The following is a 24,478-nucleotide window of genomic DNA, read 5'->3' as shown; positions in this document are numbered from 1 at the left end:
AAGGCCGGCGGGAGGGGTAAGCGGGCGGTTCCGTCGGCGACGAGAGGACGAAACCATGCGTGCGGTACGGATGACCGCCCCCGGGGTGCTCGAACAGGTGCAGGTGCCGACGCCGACGCCCGGCCCCGGCGAGGTGCTGGTACGCGTCGGCGCGGTCGGCGCCTGCCACTCCGACCTGCACATCCTCGACGCCGGGCCGGGGGTCTTCCCCACCCCGATCACCCTCGGCCACGAGATCGCCGGCACCGTGGACACCCTCGGCGACGGCGTCACCGGCTGGTCCGCCGGGGAGCGGGTAGCCGTCTACGGGATCATCGGCTGCGGCACCTGCCGGGGCTGCCTGCGGGGCCGGGAGAACCAGTGCCGCACCGTGCCGGTGGGCGGGATCGGGCTCAGCCGTGACGGTGGGCTGGCCGAGCACGTGGTGGTGCCCGCCTCCCGGCTGCTGCCCGTCGGTGACCTGGAGCTGACCCAGGCCGCGCCGCTGACCGACGCCGGGCTGACCCCCTACCACGCGATCGAGCTGGCCCGGCCGGTGCTGCGGCCCGGGACGTCGGTCGTGGTGATCGGCATCGGCGGCCTGGGGCACATGGCGGTGCAGATCCTCGCCGCCACCACCGCCGTGCGGATCATCGCGGTGGACAGCAACGTCGCCGCCCTCGACCTGGCCACCCGGGTCGGCGCGCACCACGTGGTGCCGGCCGGCGCGGACACCGTCGAGCGGATCCGGGAGCTCGTCGGCCCGGCACCCGACGGCGCGGACGTGGTCATCGACTGTGTCGGGGTGGACGCCACCCTCACCACCGCCCGTGACGTCGTGGCCACCGGTGGCCGGCTGCTGCTGGTGGGCCTGGGCGGCGGCACCATGCCGGTGCGGCCGGTCGCCGACGAGCCGCCCACCGTGCCGTTGGAGACCAGCGTCGAGGTCCCGTTCTGGGGCACCCGGGCCGAACTCCAGGAGGTGATCGCCCTGGGCCGGGCCGGGCTGCTCACCGCCGACGTGCAGACCTTTCCGCTGGAACGCGCCCCGGAGGCGTACGACCTGCTGCGCGCGGGTGAGATCCACGGCCGCGCGGTGATCGTGCCCTGAGCGGCGGCGTAGGTGGTGCGGTCAGTGGCCGACGCCGGGGGCCGGCGGCTGCCCGCCGCCCCGGGCGGGCAGCCGGTCCAGCAGGGCCAGGGTCGCGCGCACCGGCCCCCGGTCCAGGGTCCGGTCGAAGCTGGACCGGCCCTGGCAGAACCGGACGAACATCGCCCAGCCGGCCGGGGTCGCCAGGAAGGCGTGGCACACCTCGGGGCGACGGGCGAAGGTCTGCAGCAACCGGTGCCCGGCGCGCATCGACGGCACCAGCCGCTCGTGCACGTCCCGGGGGTAGCGGTCCAGGTCACCGGCGGCGACCGCCGCACCGGCCAGCGTCCCGGACCGCAGCGCGTAGCTGATTCCCTCCCGGGTCCACGGCTCCAGCAGGCCCGCCGCGTCCCCGGCCACCAGCACCCGACCGTGGCGCAGTGGCGCGTCGTCGGCCCGGCAGCGGGTCAGGTGCCCGGAGTCGTGCTCGGCGGCCACCTGAGCCAGGCCCAACCGGTCGAGGAAGCTGTGCAGGTAGGCGCGGGTCCGGTCGCCCTCGCCGCGGGCGCCGATCACCCCGACGGTGAGCACGTCGCCCTTGGGGAACACCCAGCCGTACGCGCCGGGGAACGGGCCCCAGTCCAGCAGCAGCCGCCCCCGCCAGCGGGCCGCCTCGGCGGGTGACACCGGCAACTCCCGTTCCAGACCCAGATCCACCTGGCGGAACCGGACGCCCACGTGCCGGGCGGTCACCCCGGCGGAGCCGTCCGCCCCGATCACCGTGCGGGCGGTCAGGGTGGTGCCGTCGGCCAGTCTGACGCGTACCCCGTCGGGGTCCTGGTCGAGGGCGCGCACGGCGACGCCCTCGCGGACCTCGGCCCCGGCGGACACCGCCGCCGCGCGCAGCCGGTCGTCGAACTCGTCGCGGCGCACCATCGTCACCAGGGGTGTGCCGTGCCGGCGGGTGAAGCCCCACCGGCCGTCCCGGGTGAAGGTGACCCGGTCGACCCGGTCGTGCGCCGGCACCTCGATGCGGCCGGCCACCATCGACAGCGAGGTGCCGATCAGGCCACCCCCGCAGGTCTTGTAACGGGGGTGCACGGCCCGGTCCAGCACCAGCGTCCGCACCCCGGCCGCCGCGGCCTCCCGGGCCGCGCTGAGCCCGGCCGGCCCGGCGCCGACCACGACGAGATCCCAGATGATCATGCCGGTCAGCCTAGGGCACCCGGCCCCGCGCCGAGGGGTACGACCGGCCGTGCGGCAGGCATTGTCGGGTGGCCAGTGGGTAGACCGCGTCACCCGGACCGCCCGACCGGTCGGCCGGGCCCACGGCAAGGAGGGCACCATGCAGCAGGTACGTCTGTCGGAGGTCGAGGTGCGCGTCTACGAGGCGGTCAGCGTGCTGGAGACCCGCAGCCAGGTTCCCTACCCCGACCTGATCGCCGAGGAGGCGGGGCTGGCCGAGCAGGACGTCCACGCGCCGCTGCGCCAGCTCACCGAGAAGGGCCTGCTGCACCGGGAGGACTCGCCGCTGGCCGGGCTGGACTTCGGCCCCCGCTGGTGCGCCCGCCAGCCGGCGTGAGCGCAGTCGCGCCCCGCCGGCCGGCCGGGTCGGGCACCGGTTTGCCGCACCGTCCCCCGGGTAGCGCTGCGGCATGCCCGATCACCGGTCCGTACGGGATCATCGGTGCGTGCCCGATCGCCGTCACGCGCCAGATCGCCGGTCCGTGGTGACAGCGACGGACGACCGCCGCCGTTGGCAGGCCCTCGGGGTCGGCCTGGTCGCGGCGTTCATGACGCTGCTGGACGTCAGCATCGTCAACGTCGCCATCCCGTCGATGGACCGGTCGTTGCAGGCCAGCCCCAGCGACCTGCAGTGGGTGCTGTCCGGCTACGCGCTGACCTTCGGGCTGGTCCTGGTGCCGGCCGGCCGGTTCGGCGACGCCCGGGGTCGACGTAACGCCTTCGTGGTCGGGGTCGCCCTGTTCACGCTCACCAGCGCACTGGCCGGGCTCGCCCAGTCCCCGACCTGGCTGGTCGCCGCCCGACTTCTGCAGGGCGTCGCCGCCGGGGTGGTCAACCCGCAGGTGACCGGCCTGATCCAGCAGCTGTTCCGGGGCGCGGAGCGGGGTCGCGCGTTCGGCCTGCTCGGCGCCGTCATCGGCATCTCCACCGCCGTCGGTCCGCTGCTGGGCGGCCTGCTCATCCAACTCGGCGGCGAGGACCACGGCTGGCGGTGGGTGTTCTTCGTGAACGTGCCGGTGGGGGTGCTCGCCGTGCTGCTCGGCTGGCGGCTGCTGCCCACCCGGGCCGCCGGCCGGCTCGACCGGCACCGGCTCGACCCGGTCGGGGTGCTGCTGCTCGGGGCCGGTGTGACACTCCTGCTGCTGCCGTTGGTGCAGCGGGAACAGTGGCCCAGCCCGTGGAAGTGGGCGCTGATCCCCGCCGGGCTGGTCGTCCTGGTCGCCTTCGGACTCTGGGAGCGCCGCTTCGGCCGCACCCGGACACCGCTGTTCGACCTGGGACTGTTCCGGTTGCGGTCGTACACCATCGGCGCGGTCATCGCGCTCATCTACTTCGGTGGCTTCACCGCGATCTTCTTCATCTTCACCCTCTACCTCCAGAACGGTCTCGGCTACCGGGCGCTGACCGCCGGCCTGGCGATCACCCCGTTCGCCCTCGGCTCGGCGCTCGCCGCCGCCCTCGGTGGCCGGCTGGTCACCCGGTTCGGCCGGCCGCTGGTCGGGCTCGGGCTGGTCATGGTGCTGGTCGGGCTCGGCGGGGTGGTGTTCGTGCTGCGCGGCGACCCGCACGGCTCGATTCCGCTGCTCACCGCGCTGCCGCTGCTGCTCGCCGGGCTCGGCAGCGGCCTGGTGATCACCCCGAACCAGACGTTGACCCTGTCCGAGGTGCCGGTGCCGCAGGCGGGCAGCGCGGCCGGAATGTTGCAGACCGGTCAGCGGATCGGTTCGGCCGCCGGCATCGCCGCCGTCGGCGCGTTGTTCTTCTCGTCGCTGGCCAGCACCGACGGTCAGTGGGCCGCCGCGTTCCGGCATTCCCTGCTGCTGGCCATGGGCATCGTCGCGTTGGCGTTGGTCGCCGCGGCGACCGACATCGTGCTGAACCACCGCGCCGCGCACCACCGCTGAGCCCGCCGACCCGACGTCGCACCCGGGGGGACGCCCCGACGTGACGCGCCGACGCCGACCGGCCGGTCCCGTGACGGGAACCGGCCGGTCGGCGCTGCGTCAACTGGTCACCAGTGCTGCTGGACGAGGTCCGCGGCCTGCTGCTCCCACTGGGCGTACGCGTACGGGTAGGCCGAGACCTGCACGGTCTGCGCGGCGGTGGTCAGCGGCAGGTCCTCCCAGCCGGGCACGTTCTTCAGCGCGGAGAAGAACGCCCGGGAGGCGTACCGCGGGTCGGTGATCTGCTCCGGGCTGCCCCACCCCGACGACGGGCGCTGCTGGAACAGTCCCTGCGAGTCGTGGTCGTTGTAGGCGCCGAGGTGCCCCAGGTTGTACAGCTTCGACTCCTGCAACGAGGTGGCCACGCCGATCACGGCGCCGCGCTCCCCCACGCCGGTCCGCTTGGCCTCGGCGATGATCGCCTTGGCGTTGGCGACCTGCGCGTCGTCGAGCGGGACGCGGGACTGGGCGCCCTCCAGCCCGTGCGGGATGAGTTCGTCGGTGCTCGGCTTGCCGGCCGGCACCTCGGTGGTGGGGCTGCCCGTGGTCAGGCCGGACTCGACGGTGACGCCCTGCCGGCTCTTGCCGGTGGCCAGGTCGATCGCGGCGCGGGCCCCCTGGTGGGGGCCGGTGGTGACGGGGGCGGCCACGGCCGCCGGGCCGAACGCCAGTCCGCCGAGGGCGGCGACGCCGGCGATGCCCAGTGCGGTCCTGCGGTCCTTCGCGATGGCCGGGAGCCATCGAGTGAAGTCCAGCTTCACGATGGTTGCCCTTTCGATCGTGGCGACGCGCTCCGGGGTGAGCGGGCCTCGGGGGAACTCCCACGCCAGCCGGGGTGTGGTGGCCGGCGTATGGGGGACACAACCAGCCGGGCGTGTCGGTCATTCCGGAAATGCCGTGGCCGACCCGGGCTGTGGTCCGGGTCACCGGCAGGCGACTCGCGCGGTCTCATACCGGACAGACGACCCGAATCGCACGACGCGGGTCCGGAGGGGCGTGGCCGTCCGGAGGGGTGTGGGCCGCCCGCGCGCAGGCAGGAGGGCACCGGACGGCTGGCAGCAGGAGCCCAGCGGGCGGACCGGTGCCGGCGTCAGCCGTCGGTGCCGAACCCGTGATCACCACCCGGGCCTGCCCGGCACCGGAGTACGCAGCCTGCTCGGGCAGCCCCAGGGCGTCCCGGAAGAAGGCGACCGCAGCGTCGTAGTCCTCGGCCTCCACCACCAGGCGCAGCTGCCGTACGCCCGGGGGGCGGTTGTCGTCGGTCACCCGGCCGATCCTGGGCCCGCCGGGGCCGGGCGGCGGTGAAGGCCGCCCGGCCGGTGCCGTCAGTGGCCGCGGGTCAGCCACTCCTGCAGGTGGGGGGCCTCCGCGCCGATGGTGGTGTCGTCGCCGTGTCCGGTGTGCACCACCGTGTCCGCCGGCAGGGTGAGCAGGCGGGTCCGGATCGACTCCACGATCGTGGCGAAGTCGCTGTACGACCGCCCGGTCGCCCCGGGGCCACCGGCGAAGAGGGTGTCGCCGGTGAAAACCGCGCCGAGCGACGGGGCGTGGAAGCTGCACGCCCCGGGGCTGTGGCCGGGGGTGTGCAGCACCCGCAGCACCGTGTCCCCGACGGTGATCTCCTGACCGTCGGACAACTCCCCGTCCGGGGCCAGCCCGGGGTGCACCAGATCCCACAGCACCCGGTCGTCGGGGTGCAGCAGGATCGGCGCATCGGTGACCTTGGCCAGTTCGGGGGCGACCCGGACATGGTCGTCGTGGGCGTGGGTGGCGAGGATCGCCACCACCCGGCGGTCGCCGACGGCCCGGCGGATCGTGGCCACGTCGTGCGGGGCGTCGAGGACCACGCACTCGGTGTCGTCGCCGACGACCCAGACGTTGTTGTCGACGTCGAAGGTCTGCCCGTCGAGGGAGAACGTGCCGGAGGTGACGGCGTGGTCGACCCGGGCGGTCACGGGAACACCACCACCGAACGCAGCACGTCACCGTCGTGCATCCGGTGGAACGCCTCCTCCACCTGGTCCAGGGCGATCTCCTCGGTGACGAAGGCGTCCAGGTCGAGCCGGCCCTGCAGATAGAGCTGGGTGAGCAGCGGGAAGTCCCGGCTGGGCAGGCAGTCGCCGTACCAGCTGGACTTGAGCGCGCCGCCCCGGCCGAAGACGTCCAACAGCGGCAGGTCCACGGTCATCTCCGGGGTGGGCACCCCGACCAGGACGACGGTGCCGGCGAGGTCCCGGGCGTAGAACGCCTGCTTCCAGGTCTCCGGCCGACCCACCGCGTCGATCACCACGTCCGCGCCGAACCCACCGGTGGCGGCCCGGATCGCCTCGACGGCGTCCTCGGCGGAGGCGTCGACGGTGTGGGTGGCGCCGAACCTGCGCGCCCAGTCGAGCTTGCGACCGTCGGTGTCCACCGCGACGATCGTGGTCGCGCCGGCCAGGACGGCACCGGCGACCGCCGCGTCGCCGACCCCGCCGCAGCCGATGACGGCCACCGAGTCACCCCGGGTGACCTGCCCGGTGTTCATCGCCGCGCCGAGGCCGGCCATGACACCGCAGCCGAGCAGCCCGACGGCGGCGGGCCGGGCCGCCGGGTCGACCTTGGTGCACTGGCCGGCGTGGACCAGCGTCTTCTCCGCGAAGGAGCCGATGCCCAGCGCCGGGGTCAGTTCGGTGCCGTCGGTGAGGGTCATCTTCTGGGCGGCGTTGTGGGTGTCGAAGCAATACCACGGCCGGCCACGGCGGCAGGCCCGGCACACCCCGCACACCGCCCGCCAGTTGAGCACCACGAAGTCGCCGGGAGCGACGTCGGTGACCCCGGCACCCACCTGCTCCACCACCCCGGCCGCCTCGTGGCCCAGCAGGAACGGGTAGTCGTCGTTGATGCCACCCTCGCGGTAGTGCAGGTCGGTGTGGCAGACCCCGCAGGACTGCACCCGCACCACCGCCTCGCCGGGCCCCGGGTCGGGCACCACGATGGTGGTGACCTCGACCGGAGCGCCCTTGCTCCGTGAAATGACGCCCCGGACTTCCTGGCTCACGTTGTGTCCTCCCTGCTTGCCGGCACGACGGCCGGGTGGGGTCCCGCTCACCGCCGAACCTACCGCGATCATGCCGCCCGCCCCACCGGTCCGCCGGACCCACCACCCGCCGGCCCGTCACCCCCGCCGTCGGGCCACTCCCCCCGGGGTACGCACACCGCGTCGCCGGGCGCCGCCGCAGCTTCCCCCGGCCGGGTGGCGTGCCGGCGGCGGGCGGCGTTGCGGTACCGCAGCACCTGCACCGCGCCCAGCACCCACAGCAGGTACTGCACGGCGAACGCCCACCGGAACGCCGCTAGCGGTGGGGCGGCCGCACCCGCCGGGGTGGTCACGTCCAGCACCACCCCGATCGCCAGCACCAGCACGATCGAGGCGACGAATCCGCCGACGTTGACGATGCCGGTGGCGCTGCCGATGCGGTGCACCGGGTTGGACGTGCGCGCGTAGTCGAAGCCGACCACCGCGCCGGGGCCGTTGAGGGCCAACACCAGCACCAGGATCACCAGCAGCCAGAACGGTGCCCGGCCGGGCCAGGCCAGCACCGCCGCCCACACCCCGGCGCTGGCCCCGGCGATGACGAAGATCAACACCGAGCGGTGGAACGGGTGCCGGGCGCACAGGTACGCGACCAACGGCCCGGCGAGCAGCGCCCCGACCGTCATCAGGGTGAGCAGGGACGCGGCGACGGTCGGCGGCAGGCCCTGCCCCTGCACCAGGAACGGGTAGCCCCACAGCAGCGCGAAGACCGCACCGGAGAACTGGGCGACGAAGTGCGACCACAGGCCCAGCCGGGTGCCCGGTTCGGCCCACGCGGCGGCCAACTCCCGGCGCACGGTGGACAGGGCGGGGGTGGCGGCGACGCCCGGCCCGACGTGCGGGCCGTCCCGGACGACCACCAGCACCAGCACCACCGCCGTCGCCCCGAGCCCGGCGGCGACCAGGAACGCCGGGGTCCAACCGGCCAGGTGCAGCAACGCCACCAGTGGCACCGCGGCGAGGATCGCCCCGACCTGGCCGAAGGTGCCGGTGAGCTGCACCAGCAGCGGGTTGCGTCGACCCGGGAACCAGAACGCGACGATCCGCAGCACGCTGATGAAGGTCATCGCGTCGCCGAGGCCCACCAGGACCCGCCCGCCGACCGCCAACCGGACGTCGGTGGCGACGGCGAAGCAGAGCTGACCGGTGACCATCAGCGCGCCACCGGCCAGCAGCAGCCGACGTGAGCCGTACCGGTCCAGGAGTACCCCGACCGGGATCTGCATGGCGGCGTACACGGCGAGCTGGGCGACCGAGAACACCGCCAGGGCGGAGGCGTTGATGTCGAAGCGGTGGGTGGCCTCCACCCCGGTCACCCCGAGGGAGCTGCGGTGGAACACCGCCGCCAGGTAGGCGGTGACGGCCACCGCCCAGACGGCGGTGGCCCGACGACCGGCGGGGACGCTCACCGGCACGCCGACCCGGTACCCGCCCGCGTCACCCCGACCGGCCGCCGGTCGGCCCGCGCGGCGGGCACCCGTGCCGGCGTACGGCGTTTCGTCATGCAGCAATGGTGCGTCGCCCGGGGCCCGGTCGCCCCCGGCGGGTGCACCGCCGGTGGTCCGCGCCACTACCGGCACCGGGTGGCCCGCACCCCGCCGGCACCCGGTCGCCCGCGCCGGCACCGACCGCGGGGGCGGACCACCCGGGCAGGATCACCCGACCGATCGACCCCGCCACGCGGGGTGATCGGCTGACTGGGCACAATCGACACATGTCTCCCCGCCGGTGGTTGCTCGCCGATCAACTCGGGCCGCACTTCCTGGACGACGACCGGCAACCGGTGCTGCTGATCGAGGTCAGCGAGTTGTTCCGGCGTCGGCGGCTGCACCGGCAGAAGGCGCACCTGATCCTCAGCGCCCTACGCCACCGCGCCGCCGAACTGGGCGACCGGGCGCTGCTGGTGCGCGCCGGCACCTTCCGGGAGGCCCTGGCGTCGGTCGACGGCCCGATCGAGGTCTGCCACCCCAGCACCCGGGCCACCCACGACTTCGTCAGGTCCGTCCCGGGACTGACCGTGCTGCCACCCCGCGGCTTCGTCACCGACCGGGCCGACTTCGCCCACTGGGCCGACCAGCCCCGACGGGAACCGCTCCGGATGATCGACTTCTACCGGCACGTGACCCGACGGCACGGGGTGCTCACCGGCCCCGGGCCGACCGCACACGCCGGACCCACCCCCGGCGGGCGGGCCCTGGACGTACCGCCCGCACCGCCGATCGTCGAGGACGACATCGACGCCGAGGTACGGGCCGACCTGGACCGGTGGGAACGCGACGGGGTGCGGTTCGTCGGCCGGGACGCCCCCCGCGCGCACCCGGCCAGCCACGCCGAGGCCGACCAGCGGCTGGAGCACTTCCTGCGGTACCGGCTGCCCGACTTCGGCCGCTACGGCGACGTGATGAGCGCCGAGGACCCGGTGCTGGCCCACGGGATGCTCTCCGCCTCGTTCAACCTCGGGCTACTCGACCCGGCGGTGGCGGTGACCCGGGCGGAGGCCGCCTGGCGGGCCGGCGACGCCCCACTGGACTCGGTGGAGGCGTTCCTGCGCGGTCTTCTCGGCTGGCGCGAGTTCCTCTGGCAGCTCTACTGGCACGTCGAGCCGGCCCGGCCGGACACCGGCCGGTTGGCCGCGACCGAACCGCTGCCACCGTGGTTCCTCGACCTCGACGCCGACGCGGTGGAGGCACGCTGCCTCGCCGACGTGCTCGCCGGAGTCCGGGACCGGGGCTGGGCCCACCAGGCCCAACGGCTCCTGGTGCTGGGCAACCACGCGTTGCAACGCGGGTGGCGCCCCGCCGAACTGGCCGACTGGTTCCAGCGCTGCTTCGTCGACGGCGTCGACTGGGCGATGAACACCACCGTGATCGGCCTGAGCCAGTACGCCGACCTGCCCCGGGTCGACACCCGCCCCTACGCCGTGGACGGCCGGTACATCGACGAGATCAGTGACTACTGCACCGGCTGCCGCTACCAGCCGGACCGGGAACTCGGCGATCTCGCCTGCCCGTACACCGGGGGGTTCGCGGCGTTTCTGCACCACAACCGGGAGAAGCTGGTGGCCGACCCCCGGCTGGCCGCGGAACTGGCCGCCCGGGACGACCCGCAGCACCGGGAGGCGGTGCTGGCGCAGGAGGAGAAACGGGGCAGCAACCCGCCCTGACCGGCGGTGCCGGGACGCGGGCCCCTCACGCCACCTCACCGGCGGGCAGGTCGGTCGGGACCGGGGCCGCCGACCGGGGAGACAGGGCGGAACGCCCCGCCGCACCACCGGCGAGGCGGATACCGGCGGTGAGCAGCCGACCGTACGAGCCGGGCAGGACCCGGCCCAGCAGATCGGGCAACTTCGCCGACCAGCCGATCAGCACCCGGCCGCGACGCCGTTCGACGCCGTCGAGGATCACCTCGGCGGCCCGCTCGGGCGCGATGGACAGCAACCTCTCGAACTGCCGCAGCGTGGCCGCGAACTCCTCGCGGGCCACCCCGCTGCCGACCCGGGCGTTACGGGCGATCCGGGTGGCGATGCCGCCGGGATGCACCGACGTCACCCCGATGCCGTCCTCGGCCAACTCGTGCCGCAGCGCCTCGGTGAACCCGCGCAGCGCGAACTTGCTGGCCGCGTAGGCGGTCTGCCCGGCCGGCGCGATCAGGCCGAACAGGCTGGAGACGTTGACCAGGTGCGCGCCCGGCTCGGCCTTCAACGCCGGCAGCAGGGCATGGGTGAGCTGCACCGGCGCCCGGAAGTTGATGTCGACGACCCAGTGAAACTCGTCCATGGTGACCTGGTCGAACCGGCCGCCGAGGGCCACCCCGGCGTTGTTGACCAGCAACCGGATCCGGGGATGCCGGGCCTGGATCTCCTCGGCCACCCGGGCGGTGGCACACAGGTCGGCCACGTCGACCACGTGGGTGTCGACCCGTCGACGGGGGTGGCTGGCACGGATCGCGGCGGCCACCGCGTCGAGCCGGTCGACGTCCCGGTCGAGCAGGACCAGGTCGCTGCCGCGCCGGGCCAACCCGTGGGCGAGCGCCTCACCGATTCCGCTGGCGGCACCGGTGACCACGGCGGTCCCGGCCGGGAAAACGAAGCTACGCACGCGGCCTCCTCGCTGCGAAACAGGAACGGATTGCAGTGTGGTCGACGGTGGGTCGACTCAACCGACCGGGGTGTCGGCGGCCGCCCGGGAGAACCGCACCCCCTCGTCGACGAGCCGGCCGTGCTTCATCAGCAGGACGTCCCGGACGTAGTTCTGGTGCAGCCGCCACGGCGTCCGGGGACCCTGCCTGGGCAGACCGTCCACACTGCGCAGCACGTACCCCGACCGCAGGTCGATGATCGGCGACAACGGCCCGTCGGCGGGCGCGACGGGGGTGACGACCTGCTGGCCGGTGGCGTCCAGGTGCCGCAGCAACCGGCAGACGTAGGTGGCGACCAGGTCGGCCTTCAACGTCCAGGAGGCGTTGGTGTAACCGATGGTCAACGCGAAGTTCGGCAGCCCGGAGAGCATCATCCCCTTGTACGCCACCGTCGCGCCGAGGTCGACGTCGACACCGTCCACGGTGAGGGCCATCCCGCCGAGGGCCAACAGTTGCAGGCCGGTGGCGGTGACCACGACGTCGGCGGGCAGTTCGACGCCGGAGCCGAGCCGGACGCCGCCGGGGGTGAACGTGTCGACGGTGTCGGTGACCACCGACGCCCGCCCCGACGCCACGGCCGCGAACAGGTCCCCGTCCGGTGCCACGCAGAGCCGCTGGTCCCACGGGTCGTAGCGGGGCGAGAAGTGCCGGTCCACGTCGTAGCCGGCCGGCAGCCGCCCCCGGGCCGCCCGCAGCAGGAACGCCCGCACCGCCTTCGGGGCCCGCCGGCTGAGCTGGTAGTTGACGGTGCCGAGCAGCACGTTCTTACCCCGCACCAGCGGGTACGCCAGCCGGGCGGGCAGCCCGCGGCGCAGCAGGTCGGCCACCCGGTCCCGGGTCGGCAACGCGATCACGTACGTGGGGGAACGCTGGAGCATGGTGACGTGCCCGGCCCGCCGCGCCAACGCCGGCACCAGGGTCACCGCCGTGGCACCGCTGCCGATCACCACCACCCGCCGGCCGGTGTGGTCGAGGTCCCCCGGCCAGTGCTGCGGGTGCACCAGACGGCCCGCGTACCGCTCGACACCCGGAAAGTCCGGTGTGTAGCCGGCGTCGTACCGGTAGTAGCCGGTGCAGGTGAACAGGAAGTCACAGGTCAGCACCACCTCCTCGGCGGTGTCGTCGCGTCGGGCGTGGACCGTCCACCGGGCGGTGCCGCTGTCCCACCCGGCGCGGACCACCCGGTGGCGGAACCGGATGTGCTCGTCGACGCCGTACCGCCGGGCGGTGTCGCGCACGTAGCGGCGGATGGAGTCGCCGTCGGCGATGGCCTTCGGGTCGGTCCACGGCTGGAACGAGTAGCCGAGGGTGAACATGTCCGAGTCGGAACGGATGCCCGGATAGCGGAACAGGTCCCAGGTGCCGCCGATCGCGTCGCGCGCCTCGAACACCGCGTACGTCTTGTCGGGGCAGTCGCGTCGCAGGTGACAGGCGGCACCGACCCCGGACAACCCCGCACCGACGATGAGCACGTCGACATGCTCGGTGGCCATCGCACCTCCCGGGTCCCGAGGCGGTGACCGGACCATATCCCACCCGGTCGCCGCCCCGTCGCCGTCCGGCGGACAATGGTGGGGGCCGCAGCCGGCCCACGGGGATCTCCGGCCCGACCGGCCGGCACCACCGTCGAGGCGGGGAGAACGGACGGCATGTCGGAAACCAGCGGGCTACGGGCCGACTGCGCCCGGTGCGTCGGGCTGTGCTGCGTCGCGCCCGCCTTCACCGCCTCCGCCGATTTCGCCCACGACAAGCCCGCCGGCCGACCCTGCCCCCGGCTGGGCGCCGACTCCCGGTGCGGCATCCACGACGAGCTGCGGGAACGCGGCTACCCCGGCTGCGTCGTGTTCGACTGCTTCGGCGCCGGCCAGCGGGTCAGCCAGGTCACCTACCCGGGGCGGGACTGGCGCGACGACCCGACCACCGCCGCCGGCATGTTCGCCGCATTCGCCGTGGCGCGGCCGCTGCACGAACTGCTCTGGTACCTCACCGAAGCAATGACGCTCACCCCGCACGGCCCGCTGCGTGACCAGCTGCGCGCCGCCCGGGACGCCACCGACACCCTGGCCGCCGGCACCCCCGGGGAGCTGGCCTCGGTCGACGTTGACGCCCACCGGGGCCGGGTGAACCCGCTGCTCGCGGCCGCCAGCGAGGCCGCCCGCGCCGGCACCGGCGGGGCCGACCGGCGGGGCGCGATGCTGCTCGGCGCGAACCTGCGCGGTGCGGACCTGCGCGGTGCGAACCTGCGGGGCGCGTGCCTGGTCGGCGCGGACCTGCGGGGAGCGGACCTGCGCCGGGCCGACGTCACCGGCGTCGACCTGCGCGGGGCGGACCTGCGCGGGGCGGACCTGTCCAGCACCCTCTTCCTGCACCAGTCGCAGCTGGAAGCGGCCCGGGGCGACCGGCACACCGCGCTGCCCGCCCGGCTGCGCCACCCCGGGCACTGGACCGGGCTGACCCTCACCCCGACCCGCCGCCTGGGTGCCACCCGCCGCGCACGCCGCCCCCGCTGCTGACATCCCGGCCGGGTGGTGGTGGACCCGGCCGGTGGTCGGCCCGTGCTCCACGGGCCGCACCGAGCGCGGCGGGAACCCGGCCGGTGGGCGCGGTGCTCGACGGGCCGCACCGCCGCACGGCGGGTCGGGTTTGCCCGGCGGTGTGGCGGGCAGGTAGGTCGGCATGACGGACGAACGACACACCGACCGGGCCGACACCGACGAGCCGGACGGCGTACCGGCGTACGAGGCGTCGCTGCGCCCGCCGGGCGAGTCGCTGGGCAGCGGCGGCGACACCGGCGACGACTTCGCCGACCTGCCCGCCGAGGAACACCTGTCGGCCCGGGAGACCAGCCGCGCGGGGTACGACGTCGATGCGGTCTCCGGCGCGGGCGACCCCGCCGAGGAGGAAGCCGCCAACCCCGCCACCGAGTGACCCGACCCACCGCCGGCCACCGACCCGGGCCGGCGGCAGGCGGGACCGGTCGCGGGCACGGCGGCCCACCGGGAAGGCGGCAGCCGGGGCGGCACTCAGCGGGAGGTGCCCACCGCCGACCGGGCCTCGGTCATGCCCCGGTTGGCCAACGCGTCCGCGCGTTCGTTCTCCGGGTGGCCGTTGTGCCCCTTCACCCAGTGCCAGCTCACCTCGTGCCGGGCGCAGGCCGCCTCCAACCGCTGCCACAGGTCGGCGTTCTTCACCGGCTGCTTCGCCGCGGTCCGCCAGCCGTTACGCTTCCACGACGCCAACCACCCGGTGATGCCGTTACGCACGTACGTGCTGTCGGTGTGCAACCGCACCACGCACGGCCGGGTCAGCGTCTCCAACGCCTCGATCGCAGCGGTCAACTCCATCCGGTTGTTGGTGGTCGGGGTGGCCTCGCCACCGCACAACTCCCGCTCGTGCCCGCCGAAACGCAGCACCACACCCCAACCGCCCGGCCCGGGGTTGCCGCTGCACGCCCCGTCGGTCCAGATCTCCACGACCCTGCCGGCCGCCGCGTCCACCATGCCACCGAACCTACCGCTCCGGTCCACCGGCGACCGTCGCCGTGCCCTCAGCGCCGGGTCAACCGGGCGCGCAACCGACCGGCCGCGTCACCGAACACCGCCGAGGTCATCGGCAACAGCGGACTGGACCGCATCACCGCCAGATCCTCCGCCGGGGTGGTCGCCCCGTCGAGGAAACGCAGCACCCGCGACGCCGGGTTCCGGTCGAACAGCCGGTCGAAGAACTCCGGACCACCGACCGCACCGGAATCCCACGCCCGCAACGCCACCGCGTCCATCCACCGGTGCCGCCCCGGATACGCCGCCCGGGGCACCGGCGGCCGACCCGCGGCGAGCGCGGCGGCGACCTGCCCGGCCTGCCGGTGCATCGCCGAGAAGGTGAACCCGGTCGACGGACGGGTCGCCCCACCGGCGGTGCCCAACCGCACCACCCGGGGCGACGGCCGCCGGTCGAACGGCGCGTCCGTCATCGGGATCACCCCGTCCTCGACCTCCCGCACCGTCAACGCCGCCAGGTCCAGACCCAACAGCCCGGCATACCCGCGCAGCCCCGCGTCGTAGCCCGCGTCGGAGAGCACCGCCGGGGAGAACTCGGTGTACTCCACCAGCGCGTACCGGTCACTGACCGGCAGCACGTAGCCGAAGGAGACACCCCGTCGCGGCTGCGGGGTGCGAAAATCCATCAGCACCGCCCGTCCCGGATCGAACACCGGCGTCGACGACTCCAACCACCAGCCCCGGAAGTGCTGCAACCAGGCCGTCCGGCCGGGCCGACGCGGTAGACGGGGACGCGAGTCGAGCACCCAGCCGGCCCGCAGCACCGCCCGCCCGTCGGTGTCGCGCACCGACACCGCCGAGCCGTCGTCGTCGAGCACCCCCACCGCCGCGTCGTACCGGACCGCACCGAGCCGCTGCTCCGCCTCGGCGGCCCGCTCGTACACCGGCGCGGAGCGCAGCATCGCGTACCGCAACGGGGTCAGGTCCAACACCCGGGCGACGGCCGGGGTGGTCACCTCCACCCGCGACCAGCTGGCGCTGAGCATCGGCTCCAGGTCGCCCCCCGGGGTGCCCCAGAACGCCCAGGTGCGGTCCTGACCACGCTTGCGCACCGGGTCCACCACGGCGACCCGCAGCCCCGGCAGCACGTGCCCGGCCAACGCCGCGAGGACCAGCGATCCGGCCCCGCCGCCACCGACGACGGCCAGGTCGACTTCGGCCGGTACGCGCACACCCACCCGGCCACGCTGTCACACCACCACCGACCGGCGGCACGGACCCCACCCCACCACGCGCACCCGCCCACACCGGGCCGCCCACCGGTGGCGGCACGCCGCCGGCCGCGTACCCGGGTAGCGTGCCGCCCCATGAGCCCGTCCGCCAACGCCCTCACCGCCCGCTGGGCCGCCCGACTGGACGACCGGCAGACCGTCCTGTCCGGCGCCGGGGTGTACCCGCTGCTCGCCCTGCTCGCCCGGTACGCCACCGGCCCGGCCCGCGACGAACTGCACGCCGTCGCCCCCACCCCGGCCACCCCCGTCGACTCCCCCACCACCCGGCTGGCAACCGGCTTCTGGTCCCGCGCCGGACTGCCCCTGGGCCGGCGGTGGCGCACCGAACTGGACAACACGACCCGGAGTGAGCTGACCGGCGACCCGACGGTCGACCAGCCGCGACTCGACCAGTGGGTACGGGAGCAGACCGACGACCTGATCGACCGGCTGCCGATCCAGGTCCGGCCGGGCACCGCCCTGGTGCTGGCGAACGCGCTGACCGTGCTGGTCGACTGGGCCACCCCGTTCCGGCCGGCCCACTGCCAGCCGACGACCGGGCCGTGGCAGGGCCGCCCACTGGCCGGACTGCACCGCTGCGGCGGCGACCCGGCCGCGCTGCGGGTCGCCGACACCCCCGCCGGCCCGATCAGCCTGCTCACCGTCACCGGGGACGCCGACGTCGACGTGCTGCTCGCCCTCGGCCCGGCCGGACAACCGGCCGCCCGGGTGCTCCCCGCCGCGCTCACCGCCCTCGACCACCCCGCGAACCTGCCCGCACCGGCCGGGCCGGGCGTCACCGAGGACACCGTCCAGGGGTACGACGACCGCCCGGAGCTGCTGGTGCGTACCGTCGGGTTCACCGTCACCGGCGACCACGACCTGCTCGACCACGCCGACCTGTTCGGCCTGGTCGCCGCCGGACGCGACGGCGACCACTTCCCCGACATCAGCCCCCAGTTGTCGGTCTCCGACGCCCGGCAGAGCGCCCGGGCCGAGTTCACCGCCACCGGATTCCGCGCCGCAGCCGTCACCGCCATCGGCATGCGGGCCGGCTCCGCGCCACCCCGCACCACCGTCCGTCGACGACGGATCCGCCTCGACGTCGACCGCCCGTTCGGTTTCCTCGTCGTGCACCGCCCCACCGGTCTGGTGCTGATCGCCGGCTGGGTGACCGACCCCACGGGGGCCTGAACCGGCCGGTCACCGGCGACGCGTAGGTTCGGTGCGACCGGACGACCAGCGCCGACGATCGGGGAAACCCAGCATGACGGACAGCACGCGCCAGCCACTGCGGGTCGGGCTGCTCGGCTACGGCGTCGCCGGCCGGTTCTTCCACGCCCCGCTGATCGCCGCCACCCCCGGCCTGCGGCTGAGCGCCGTCGTCACCGCCGACCCGCAACGCCGGGAGCAACTGGCCGCCGAGCACCCCGACGCCCGGGTCGTCGACGACGCCGGGGCGCTGTGGGCCGACCCGGACGCCCTCGACCTCGTCGTGGTGGCCACCCCGAACGCCTCCCACGTGCCCCACGCCCGCGCGGCGGTCGCCGCCGGGCTGCCGGTGGTGGTGGACAAGCCGCTCGCCGCCACCGCCGACGACGCCCGCGCACTGGTCGACGAGGCACACCACCGGGGCGTCCCGCTGACCGTGTTCCAGAACCGCCGGTGGGACGGCGACTTCCGCACCGTACGACGGCTGGTCGAGGACGGCGCGCTGGGCCGGGTGACCCGCTTCGAGTCCCGCTTCGAACGCTGGCGACCGCAGATCAGGGCCGGCTGGCGGGAAGGCGGCAGCCCGGCCGACGCCGGTGGCGTCCTCTACGACCTCGGCGCCCACCTCGTCGACCAGGCCGTACAGCTGTTCGGGCCGGTCGGCACCGTCTACGCCGAGGTGGACCAGCGGCGACCCGGCGCACAGGTCGACGACGACGCGTTCGTGGCGCTCACCCACGTCGGCGGGGTCCGCTCCCACCTGTGGATGAGCGCGGTCACCGCCCGACTCGGCCCCCGACTGCGGGTCCTCGGCGACCGGGCCGGATACACCTGCCACGGGCTCGACGGGCAGGAGGACGCGCTGCGCCACGGCGGCCGACCCGGCACCCCCGGCTGGGGCGAGGTCACCCCCGACCGGTACGGCCTGCTCGGCGCGGGCGACGACCTCCGGCCGGTGCCCACCGAACCGGGCCGCTACCAGGACTTCTACGCCCAGGTCGCCGCGGCGCTGCGCGGCGACGGGCCGCTGCCGGTGGACCCCCGCGACGCGGTACGCACGGTGGAGCTGATCGAGCTGGCGCACCGCTCGGCCGCCGAACGGACGGTGCTACCCGTCCCCGCCTGACGTGACGGGCTGCCGGGGTGCCGTGCCCGCGTAGGCGGCGGCGACGGCGGACCGGTCGAACACCCGCCAGGTCGCCGCGGACACGGCAACGGCCACCACGAACCCCGCCCAGTAGGGTGCGGTCAACCCGAACGTGCCGGCCACCACCCCGCCGAGCAGCGCGCCCGCGCAGTTGCCGCCGGCCGCGATGAACAGCGTCGTCGCACCGACCCGGCCCCGCAGCTCCGACGGGGTCAGCCGCTGCCGCAGCGAGTGGAACACGATCCCCCACAGGGCGCCGTGCACGCCGAACGCGAACAGCGCGAACCCGACCAGCCAGGCGCTGGTCGAGGCGGCCAGCGTCAGGTGCAGCCCCGCCTCGACCAGCAGCCCGACCCGCACCGTCCAGGTCGGGGTGACCCGGGCGATGAGCCGGTCACCGACCACCGCGCCGAGCAGCCCACCGACCGACATGCTGGTGAACAGCAGGCCGTAACCGACGGAGTCCAGACCGAGCCGCTGCGTCGCGAGCAGCACCAGCACCGCCATCGCGGCCGTCAGGGTGAGGTTGAGCAGGCCGATCAGCACGGCCATCGCACGCAGCAGCCGCTGGCCGAGCAGGAACCGGAAACCCGCCCCGATCTCCGCGCGCACCGACCGGGCCGCCGATGGGACCGCCTCCCCACCGCCCCGGTACGACCCGGCGATCAGCGCGACGAGCACCGCGCTGAGCGCGTACGTGCCGGCGTTGACCAGGAACGGGAGGCTCTCGGCGAGCACGAACAGGAACCCGCCGAGCGGGCCCGCCAGCATCCCCTGGGCCAGCGTGGTGCCGCCGCCGAGCCAGCCGTTGGCCCGTTCCAGCCGGGACGTCGGCACCAGCGTGGGGAGCATCGCCTGACTGGCCGACCGGAACACGATCTCGCCGGTGTTCACCACGAACAGCACGGCGTACAGCAGCGGTATGCCGGCCCGCCCGGCCAGCATCGCCGCGCCCAGCGACACCAGGGCGACCACCCGGACCCAGTCGATGACCACCATCAACCGCCGCCGGTCCAGCCGGTCGGCCAGCACCCCGCCGGGCAGGGCGAAGAGCAGCCAGGGCAGCCAGGCCGCCCCGGCGGCAGCGGCGACCACCAGCGGATCGTCGCTACGCGCCGCCGCGTACAGCGGGGCCGCCACCGTGGCCATGCCACTGCCCAGCGCCGACAGCGTGCTCGCCGCCCAGAGCCGGCCGAACCGGGCGTCCAGGCCCTCCCCCGTCACGGTCCGGCAACCTACCAGCCAGGTCGGACACCCACCGTCGTCCACCGGCTCGGGGCGGTCGGCCACCGAATTGCCGTTGAGCGGACCACCGGCATCTGCCACCGTCAGCCGGTGACTGACAACGACCACCCGGGCCCCGGTCGGCCCGGCACCGACTACCGCGCCCTCAACCGGGCCAGCTGGGACGACCGGGCCGCCGCCCACGCCGCCTCCCCGGACTACGCCGTGGACCGGTTCGCCGCCGACCCGGCGTACCTCAGCGAGGTGGTCCGGTTCGACCTGCCTCGCCTCGGTGACGTGGCCGGGCTGCGCGGCGTGCACCTGCAGTGCCACATCGGCACCGACACCGTGTCGCTGCACCGGCTCGGCGCGCGGATGACCGGCCTGGACTTCTCCGGCGCCTCGCTGGCCCAGGCGCGGGCGCTGGCCGAGCGCACCGGCGCGGCCGTCGACTTCGTCCAGGCCGACGTCTACGACGCGCCCGACGTCCTCGGTGTCGGCGGTTTCGACCTGGTCTACACGGGCGTCGGCGCGTTGTGCTGGCTGCCGGACATCAGGCGTTGGGCGGGCGTGGTCGCCGCCCTGCTGCGGCCGGGCGGGCGGCTGTTCCTGCGCGAGGGGCACCCGATGCTGTGGGCCCTGGACGAGACCCGCCCGGACGGCCTGCTGGCCGTCGAGCACCCGTACTTCGAGCGCACCGAACCGGTGGTGTGGGACGAGGGCGGCACCTATGTGAGCACCGAGGCGACGTTCACCCACAACACGACGCACGAGTGGAACCACGGTCTCGGCGAGGTGGTCACCGCCCTGCTCGACGCCGGGCTGGAGCTGACCATGCTGTGCGAGCACGACAGCGCCCCCTGGGACGCGCTGCCGGGGCGGCAGGTCCGCGACGGGCACGGCGAGTGGCGGCTGACCGAACGCCCGTGGCGACTCCCCCAGACGTACACCCTCCAGGCCCGTCGCCGCTGACCTTTCGCCGGGCCGTGTCCGCCAGCCGCCTCCTGTCCCGGAAGGCGGCTGGCGGTTTGTCGGGGTGGGTACGGTCTGTGCCGCGCGCAGTGGGTCACAGCTGCTAGGGCGTCCTAGGAGGCTGGGTTGTGGTCGGGGCGGGGTGTCCGCACTGTCCCGGCAATTCCGCCGCTCGGCGGCGCGGGGGAAAACACGTGACGGCAACGAAGATTTCTCATTTACCCCGTTACGGGGGGTCAACCCTCCTAGTGTTGGCCACACCGGTGAGTTACGGAGTTGGCCACCCGAACGACGTCCCACGCAGACAGCGGACGAAAAGTGAGGGAAGACGCGTATGAAGGCACAGAAGGTTCTCGTAACGACGGCGCTCGGCGTGGGACTCGGCACGCTCCTGCTCCCGACGGCAGCGCTCGCGGACACCACGGTGTCGCCGGCCAGCACCCCGGTCGGCGGAACGGTCGTGCTCACCGCGACGACCTGCAACCCGAAGTCCGGTGACGTGCTCTTCCACGTCACCGGCCCGGACCGGGACCAGAACGTCCGCTCCACCACCGCCGCCGCCGGCGGTGGGCTGAGCGCCGAACTCTTCACCGCCGGTTTCACACTGGGCACCTACACCGTCGCCGCCACCTGCGGTGACGGCAGCGCCGCCGGCAGCGCCACCTTCGCCGTCACACCGATCGGCGGGGCACCCGCCGGCGGTGGCGGCGGCACCGGCAACACCGGCCTGCTGGCCGCCGGTGGCGCGCTCGCCGGGGCCGCCGCGCTCGGCACCACCGTGCTGCTGCGCCGCCGACGCCGGGCGGCGGCCACCGTCGGCTGACGGCCGGCGGCGACCCCGGCGCGACCGACGCCGGGTCGCCTGACGGCGAGCCACACACCATCCCTGGGACGGGTGCCCGCACCGGCGCGAACCGGCGCGGGCACCCCGACCACGTCGGACGTCGGGGAGGACGGGCGATGGGCGTACGCGAATGGACGGTCCGGACCCGCACCGCCGTCACGGCGGTCACGGTCAGCGGTGCCGCCGGGATCGCCCTGCTCGCCGCCGGGCTGACCATCGGACCGGTCGGGCCACCCCAGCCGAGCATCGACGTCAGCGGCGGCAACAGCAGCCGCTCCCCGATCCCGGCCCTGCCCCGCTCCACCCCGGTCCGCATCGACATCGCCGCCATCGGCGTCCACGCCGACCTGGTGCCGGTGGCGGGCGATCCGAACGGCACCCTGGAGGTGCCCCCACTGGACAGTCCCGCCGTCGCCGGCTGGTACCGGCCGGGGGCCAGCCCCGGCGAAGCGGGCAACGCCGTCGTCGTCGGGCACGTCGACACCCGGGACGGGCCGGCGGTCTTCTTCGACCTCGGGCGGCTGCGCCCCGGCGACACCGTCCGGGTGACCCGCGCCGACGGGCGGACCGTCACCTTCGCCGTCGACGGGGTCGGGACGTACCCGAAGCGGGGCTTCCCCACCGCGCTGGTCTACGGGCCGGGCGGACCTGGACCGGCGTTGCGCCTGGTCACCTGCGGGGGGCGGTTCGACGAACGGTCCCGCGACTACTCCGACAACATCGTCGTGCGGGCCACCGCCGTCGGCTGACCGTCACCCGGCCCCACCCCTGTCGCGCCGGCCTACTACGGTGGGCCGGCGGACGGGCGGCGAGGCGGAGGTACCCGGTGGAGCGGCGAGCGCTGACGACCCTGCTCGGTCCCCGACTGCACACCCTGGTCGGCCGGCTACGCCGACAGGCCGGGGAGACCACTACCGCCACCACCCGACGGGTCAACCCCGATGCCGTGGTCGACTGCGCGGTCTACGTCAACGGCCGCCGGGAGACCGGCCGGCCACACTACGCCGACGCGTACGCCCGGGCCCGGCGCAGCCGCAACGCGTTCGTCTGGCTGGGGCTGCACGACCCGGGCGCGGCGGTGCTCGCCGCCGTCGGGCAGGTCTTCGGTCTCGACGAGCTGACTGTCGCGCAGGCCCTCGCCGACGGGCACCGGCCCACCGTGCAGCGGCACGGCCCGGTCACCCTGCTGGTGCTGCGCACCGCCGCCTACGTCGCCCAGGGCGAGCTGACCGCGACCTCCGAGGTGGTGGACACCGGTGACGTGATGGTGCTGCTCGGCGACCGGTTCGTGGTCACCGTCCGGCACGGCGCCTCCGGCGCCCTCGCGCCGGTCCGCCAGGCGATCCAGGGCCGCCCGTCGCTGCTCGCCGAGGGCCCGTGGGCGGTGGCGTACGCGGTGACCGCCCGGATGGTCGACCTCTACCTGGAGGTCGCCGCCCACCTCGAGCAGGACCTGGAACGGGTCGAGGAGAGCGTCTTCGCCCCGGAGCACAACGCCGACATTCAGCAGATCTACCAGCTCAAACGGGAGTTGGTGGAGTTCAAGCGGGCGGTGCTGCCGCTCCAGGAGCCGTTGCGCGCCCTGGTCTCCGGCCCGGACGACGGCCCGCCTGCGGGGCTGCGCCGCTGGTACGTCGACGTGGAGGGCCGGCTCACCCGGGCCGTCGACCGGATCACCTCCTACGACGAGCTGCTCAACTCGATCCTGCAGTCCCGGCTCACCCAGCTCGCGGTCGACCAGAACAACGACATGCGCAAGATCGCGGCGTGGGCGGCGATCGCCGCCACCCAGACCGCCGTGGCCGGCGTCTACGGGATGAACTTCGCCCGGATGCCCGAGCTGTCCTGGCGGTACGGCTACCCGGCCGCGTTGGCGTTGATGGCGACGGCGGCATTCACCCTGCACCGGATGTTCCGCCGATCCGGCTGGCTCTGATCCCGCCGGCCGGGGTCCGGCCGCGTCGACAGCCGGACCGCCGGCAGCCCGGCACGGCACGCCCGGCTGGGACCGATGAGGGGTCCGGGCACCCGCCGCCATGCCCGTCCGGCACCCGCCTCGTGCCGGTACCGCAGTTTCCGCGCGGGATGGCGGGTTCGCCCTGCGCGGGGTCGGGCGGCGGCGGTCACCGGGCGGCGGATGGTGTCGGGTGACGTGCTTACGCCGGTGGAGGTGGGTTCGGGCGTGGTGTCCGGTTCCGTGGCAGCGCGGTCGTCCGGTGATCGGCGGGCCGTCCCCGGTGGGTGCGGTGTCCCGTGGCCGGGGCCACCCGCACGGCGGAATCGTCGCCGGGGCCGGGGCGTTGTACCTGGCATACCACCGCCACTCCCCCACCCCCCGGGGGGGACGGCCCCGGAACCCCGACCGCGGAATGCGGTCGCCACCGGGTCGGTTACACCTCCCTGGACGCCCGAGCAGGTCCCCCCGACCGCCAGGCGATCCCCTGAACTGCCGGCCACGCCCCACCCCCTGAGGGCGTCCGCCACACCCCCGAATGCAGAGGAGCACGCGACCATGCGTACCGATCTGATCCGCAAGACCGCCCTGACCGCCGCCGGCCTCGCCTTCACCACCGGCGCCATCGCCGGCCCACTGACCACCGCCCACGCCGCCGACGCCCGAACCCCCACCACGGCGCAGACCGAACGCCGACCCGCCGGCGAGCGTGAACTGACGATGAACTACCAGCCCCAGCCCAACTTCTACTACTGCGGCCCCGCCGCCACCCGCAACGCCCTGTCCGTCCAAGGCAAGAACATCGACGTCGACGCCATGGCCAAGGAAATGCGCACCACCGAAAACGGCACCGACAGCATCAACGACATCACCCCCGTACTCAACAA

The 24,478-nt window shown here is 74.5% G+C and carries 24 protein-coding genes; 13 read left to right on the top strand and 11 right to left on the bottom strand.

Annotated features, from left to right (window positions below; translation table 11 throughout):
• The first annotated feature begins 55 nt into the window (after window positions 1–55).
• On the top strand, window positions 56–1,090 hold the full coding sequence (locus tag AB0C22_RS04000; RefSeq protein WP_357533398.1) for an NAD(P)-dependent alcohol dehydrogenase: 1,035 nt from the start codon (window positions 56–58) through the stop codon (window positions 1,088–1,090).
• A gap of 21 nt (window positions 1,091–1,111) precedes the next feature.
• Here the strand turns inward: AB0C22_RS04000 and AB0C22_RS03995 are convergent, their stop codons facing one another.
• On the bottom strand, window positions 1,112–2,275 hold the full coding sequence (locus AB0C22_RS03995; protein ID WP_357533396.1) for a geranylgeranyl reductase family protein: 1,164 nt from the start codon (window positions 2,273–2,275) through the stop codon (window positions 1,112–1,114).
• A gap of 139 nt (window positions 2,276–2,414) precedes the next feature.
• On the opposite strand from AB0C22_RS03995, the gene AB0C22_RS03990 reads away from it, so the two are divergent.
• Window positions 2,415–2,651 carry a hypothetical protein gene (locus tag AB0C22_RS03990; RefSeq protein WP_204928348.1) on the top strand — a complete coding sequence of 79 codons (237 nt, stop codon included), beginning with the start codon at window positions 2,415–2,417 and terminating at the stop codon, window positions 2,649–2,651.
• 145 nt (window positions 2,652–2,796) lie between these two features.
• The gene (locus AB0C22_RS03985; RefSeq protein ID WP_308290747.1) at window positions 2,797–4,218 is read left to right on the top strand and encodes an MFS transporter; all 1,422 of its coding nucleotides are present in this window, start codon (window positions 2,797–2,799) and stop codon (window positions 4,216–4,218) included.
• Between the two features lie 107 nt (window positions 4,219–4,325).
• Here AB0C22_RS03985 and AB0C22_RS03980 read toward each other — a convergent pair whose 3' ends face one another.
• From AB0C22_RS03980 to AB0C22_RS03960, 5 genes are all read right to left on the bottom strand, one after another.
• Window positions 4,326–5,018: a hypothetical protein gene (locus tag AB0C22_RS03980; protein ID WP_219462092.1), complete on the bottom strand. Its 693-nt coding sequence runs from the start codon at window positions 5,016–5,018 to the stop codon at window positions 4,326–4,328.
• A gap of 187 nt (window positions 5,019–5,205) precedes the next feature.
• Window positions 5,206–5,523 carry a hypothetical protein gene (locus AB0C22_RS03975; RefSeq protein WP_357533393.1) on the bottom strand — a complete coding sequence of 106 codons (318 nt, stop codon included), beginning with the start codon at window positions 5,521–5,523 and terminating at the stop codon, window positions 5,206–5,208.
• A gap of 59 nt (window positions 5,524–5,582) precedes the next feature.
• Window positions 5,583–6,212 carry an MBL fold metallo-hydrolase gene (locus tag AB0C22_RS03970; protein WP_219462094.1) on the bottom strand — a complete coding sequence of 210 codons (630 nt, stop codon included), beginning with the start codon at window positions 6,210–6,212 and terminating at the stop codon, window positions 5,583–5,585.
• The gene (locus AB0C22_RS03965) at window positions 6,209–7,297 is read right to left on the bottom strand and encodes an S-(hydroxymethyl)mycothiol dehydrogenase (protein WP_208565879.1); all 1,089 of its coding nucleotides are present in this window, start codon (window positions 7,295–7,297) and stop codon (window positions 6,209–6,211) included. The genes AB0C22_RS03970 and AB0C22_RS03965 overlap by 4 nt, the downstream gene beginning before the upstream one ends.
• A 68-nt stretch (window positions 7,298–7,365) precedes the next feature.
• Window positions 7,366–8,748: an MFS transporter gene (locus AB0C22_RS03960; protein WP_357533391.1), complete on the bottom strand. Its 1,383-nt coding sequence runs from the start codon at window positions 8,746–8,748 to the stop codon at window positions 7,366–7,368.
• A gap of 299 nt (window positions 8,749–9,047) precedes the next feature.
• Here AB0C22_RS03960 and AB0C22_RS03955 point away from each other — a divergent pair, with 299 nt between their 5' ends.
• Window positions 9,048–10,496 (top strand): cryptochrome/photolyase family protein, encoded by a 1,449-nt coding sequence (locus AB0C22_RS03955; protein ID WP_357533390.1) that lies wholly within the window; start codon window positions 9,048–9,050, stop codon window positions 10,494–10,496.
• A gap of 25 nt (window positions 10,497–10,521) precedes the next feature.
• Here AB0C22_RS03955 and AB0C22_RS03950 read toward each other — a convergent pair whose 3' ends face one another.
• Both AB0C22_RS03950 and AB0C22_RS03945 read right to left on the bottom strand, forming a co-directional pair.
• Window positions 10,522–11,430, bottom strand: a complete 909-nt coding sequence (locus AB0C22_RS03950; protein WP_357533388.1) for an SDR family NAD(P)-dependent oxidoreductase — start codon at window positions 11,428–11,430, stop codon at window positions 10,522–10,524.
• A gap of 57 nt (window positions 11,431–11,487) precedes the next feature.
• Window positions 11,488–12,963, bottom strand: coding sequence for an NAD(P)/FAD-dependent oxidoreductase (locus AB0C22_RS03945; RefSeq protein WP_357533386.1), 1,476 nt, complete (start codon window positions 12,961–12,963; stop codon window positions 11,488–11,490).
• Window positions 12,964–13,119: 156 nt separating this feature from the next.
• Between AB0C22_RS03945 and AB0C22_RS03940 the strand changes: the two genes are divergently transcribed.
• Window positions 13,120–13,983 carry a pentapeptide repeat-containing protein gene (locus AB0C22_RS03940; RefSeq protein ID WP_357533384.1) on the top strand — a complete coding sequence of 288 codons (864 nt, stop codon included), beginning with the start codon at window positions 13,120–13,122 and terminating at the stop codon, window positions 13,981–13,983.
• A 163-nt stretch (window positions 13,984–14,146) separates the two neighbouring features.
• The gene (locus AB0C22_RS03935; RefSeq protein WP_357533382.1) at window positions 14,147–14,398 is read left to right on the top strand and encodes a hypothetical protein; all 252 of its coding nucleotides are present in this window, start codon (window positions 14,147–14,149) and stop codon (window positions 14,396–14,398) included.
• Window positions 14,399–14,493: 95 nt separating this feature from the next.
• On the opposite strand, the gene rnhA is transcribed toward AB0C22_RS03935, so the two are convergent.
• Together rnhA and AB0C22_RS03925 are read right to left on the bottom strand one after the other, a co-directional pair.
• Window positions 14,494–14,970, bottom strand: a complete 477-nt coding sequence (gene rnhA / locus AB0C22_RS03930; RefSeq protein ID WP_219462111.1) for a ribonuclease HI — start codon at window positions 14,968–14,970, stop codon at window positions 14,494–14,496.
• A gap of 47 nt (window positions 14,971–15,017) precedes the next feature.
• Complete coding sequence (locus AB0C22_RS03925; RefSeq protein ID WP_357533380.1) at window positions 15,018–16,205, bottom strand: lycopene cyclase family protein; 1,188 nt, start codon at window positions 16,203–16,205, stop codon at window positions 15,018–15,020.
• 129 nt (window positions 16,206–16,334) lie between these two features.
• Between AB0C22_RS03925 and AB0C22_RS03920 the strand changes: the two genes are divergently transcribed.
• Entirely contained in the window at window positions 16,335–17,432 is a 1,098-nt protein-coding gene (locus AB0C22_RS03920) for a serpin family protein (protein ID WP_357533378.1), read from the top strand.
• Between the two features lie 73 nt (window positions 17,433–17,505).
• Window positions 17,506–18,576: a Gfo/Idh/MocA family oxidoreductase gene (locus AB0C22_RS03915; protein WP_357533376.1), complete on the top strand. Its 1,071-nt coding sequence runs from the start codon at window positions 17,506–17,508 to the stop codon at window positions 18,574–18,576.
• Here the strand turns inward: AB0C22_RS03915 and AB0C22_RS03910 are convergent.
• Window positions 18,559–19,821: an MFS transporter gene (locus AB0C22_RS03910; RefSeq protein ID WP_357533374.1), complete on the bottom strand. Its 1,263-nt coding sequence runs from the start codon at window positions 19,819–19,821 to the stop codon at window positions 18,559–18,561. The two genes, AB0C22_RS03915 and AB0C22_RS03910, sit on opposite strands and share 18 nt — an antisense overlap.
• 111 nt (window positions 19,822–19,932) lie before the next feature.
• On the opposite strand from AB0C22_RS03910, the gene AB0C22_RS03905 reads away from it, so the two are divergent.
• The 5 genes from AB0C22_RS03905 to AB0C22_RS03885 all read left to right on the top strand — a co-directional run.
• On the top strand, window positions 19,933–20,793 hold the full coding sequence (locus AB0C22_RS03905; RefSeq protein ID WP_357533372.1) for a class I SAM-dependent methyltransferase: 861 nt from the start codon (window positions 19,933–19,935) through the stop codon (window positions 20,791–20,793).
• 334 nt (window positions 20,794–21,127) lie between these two features.
• A complete protein-coding gene (locus AB0C22_RS03900) occupies window positions 21,128–21,616 on the top strand; it encodes a hypothetical protein (RefSeq protein ID WP_219462122.1) in 489 nt (162 codons plus the stop codon).
• 137 nt (window positions 21,617–21,753) lie between these two features.
• The gene (locus AB0C22_RS03895; protein WP_219462124.1) at window positions 21,754–22,386 is read left to right on the top strand and encodes a class F sortase; all 633 of its coding nucleotides are present in this window, start codon (window positions 21,754–21,756) and stop codon (window positions 22,384–22,386) included.
• 77 nt (window positions 22,387–22,463) lie between these two features.
• Complete coding sequence (locus AB0C22_RS03890; protein WP_357533370.1) at window positions 22,464–23,573, top strand: magnesium and cobalt transport protein CorA; 1,110 nt, start codon at window positions 22,464–22,466, stop codon at window positions 23,571–23,573.
• A gap of 576 nt (window positions 23,574–24,149) precedes the next feature.
• Window positions 24,150–24,478, top strand: a 329-nt coding sequence (locus AB0C22_RS03885; RefSeq protein ID WP_357533368.1) for a C39 family peptidase, incomplete at its 3' end; no start/stop codon positions are given.

This window comes from Micromonospora sp. NPDC048894 (genome assembly GCF_040649765.1).
GTDB lineage: Bacteria > Actinomycetota > Actinomycetes > Mycobacteriales > Micromonosporaceae > Micromonospora > Micromonospora antibiotica.
Note: the sequence above shows the minus strand (reverse complement) of the source record. Positions and strands in the feature narration are given on the sequence as shown.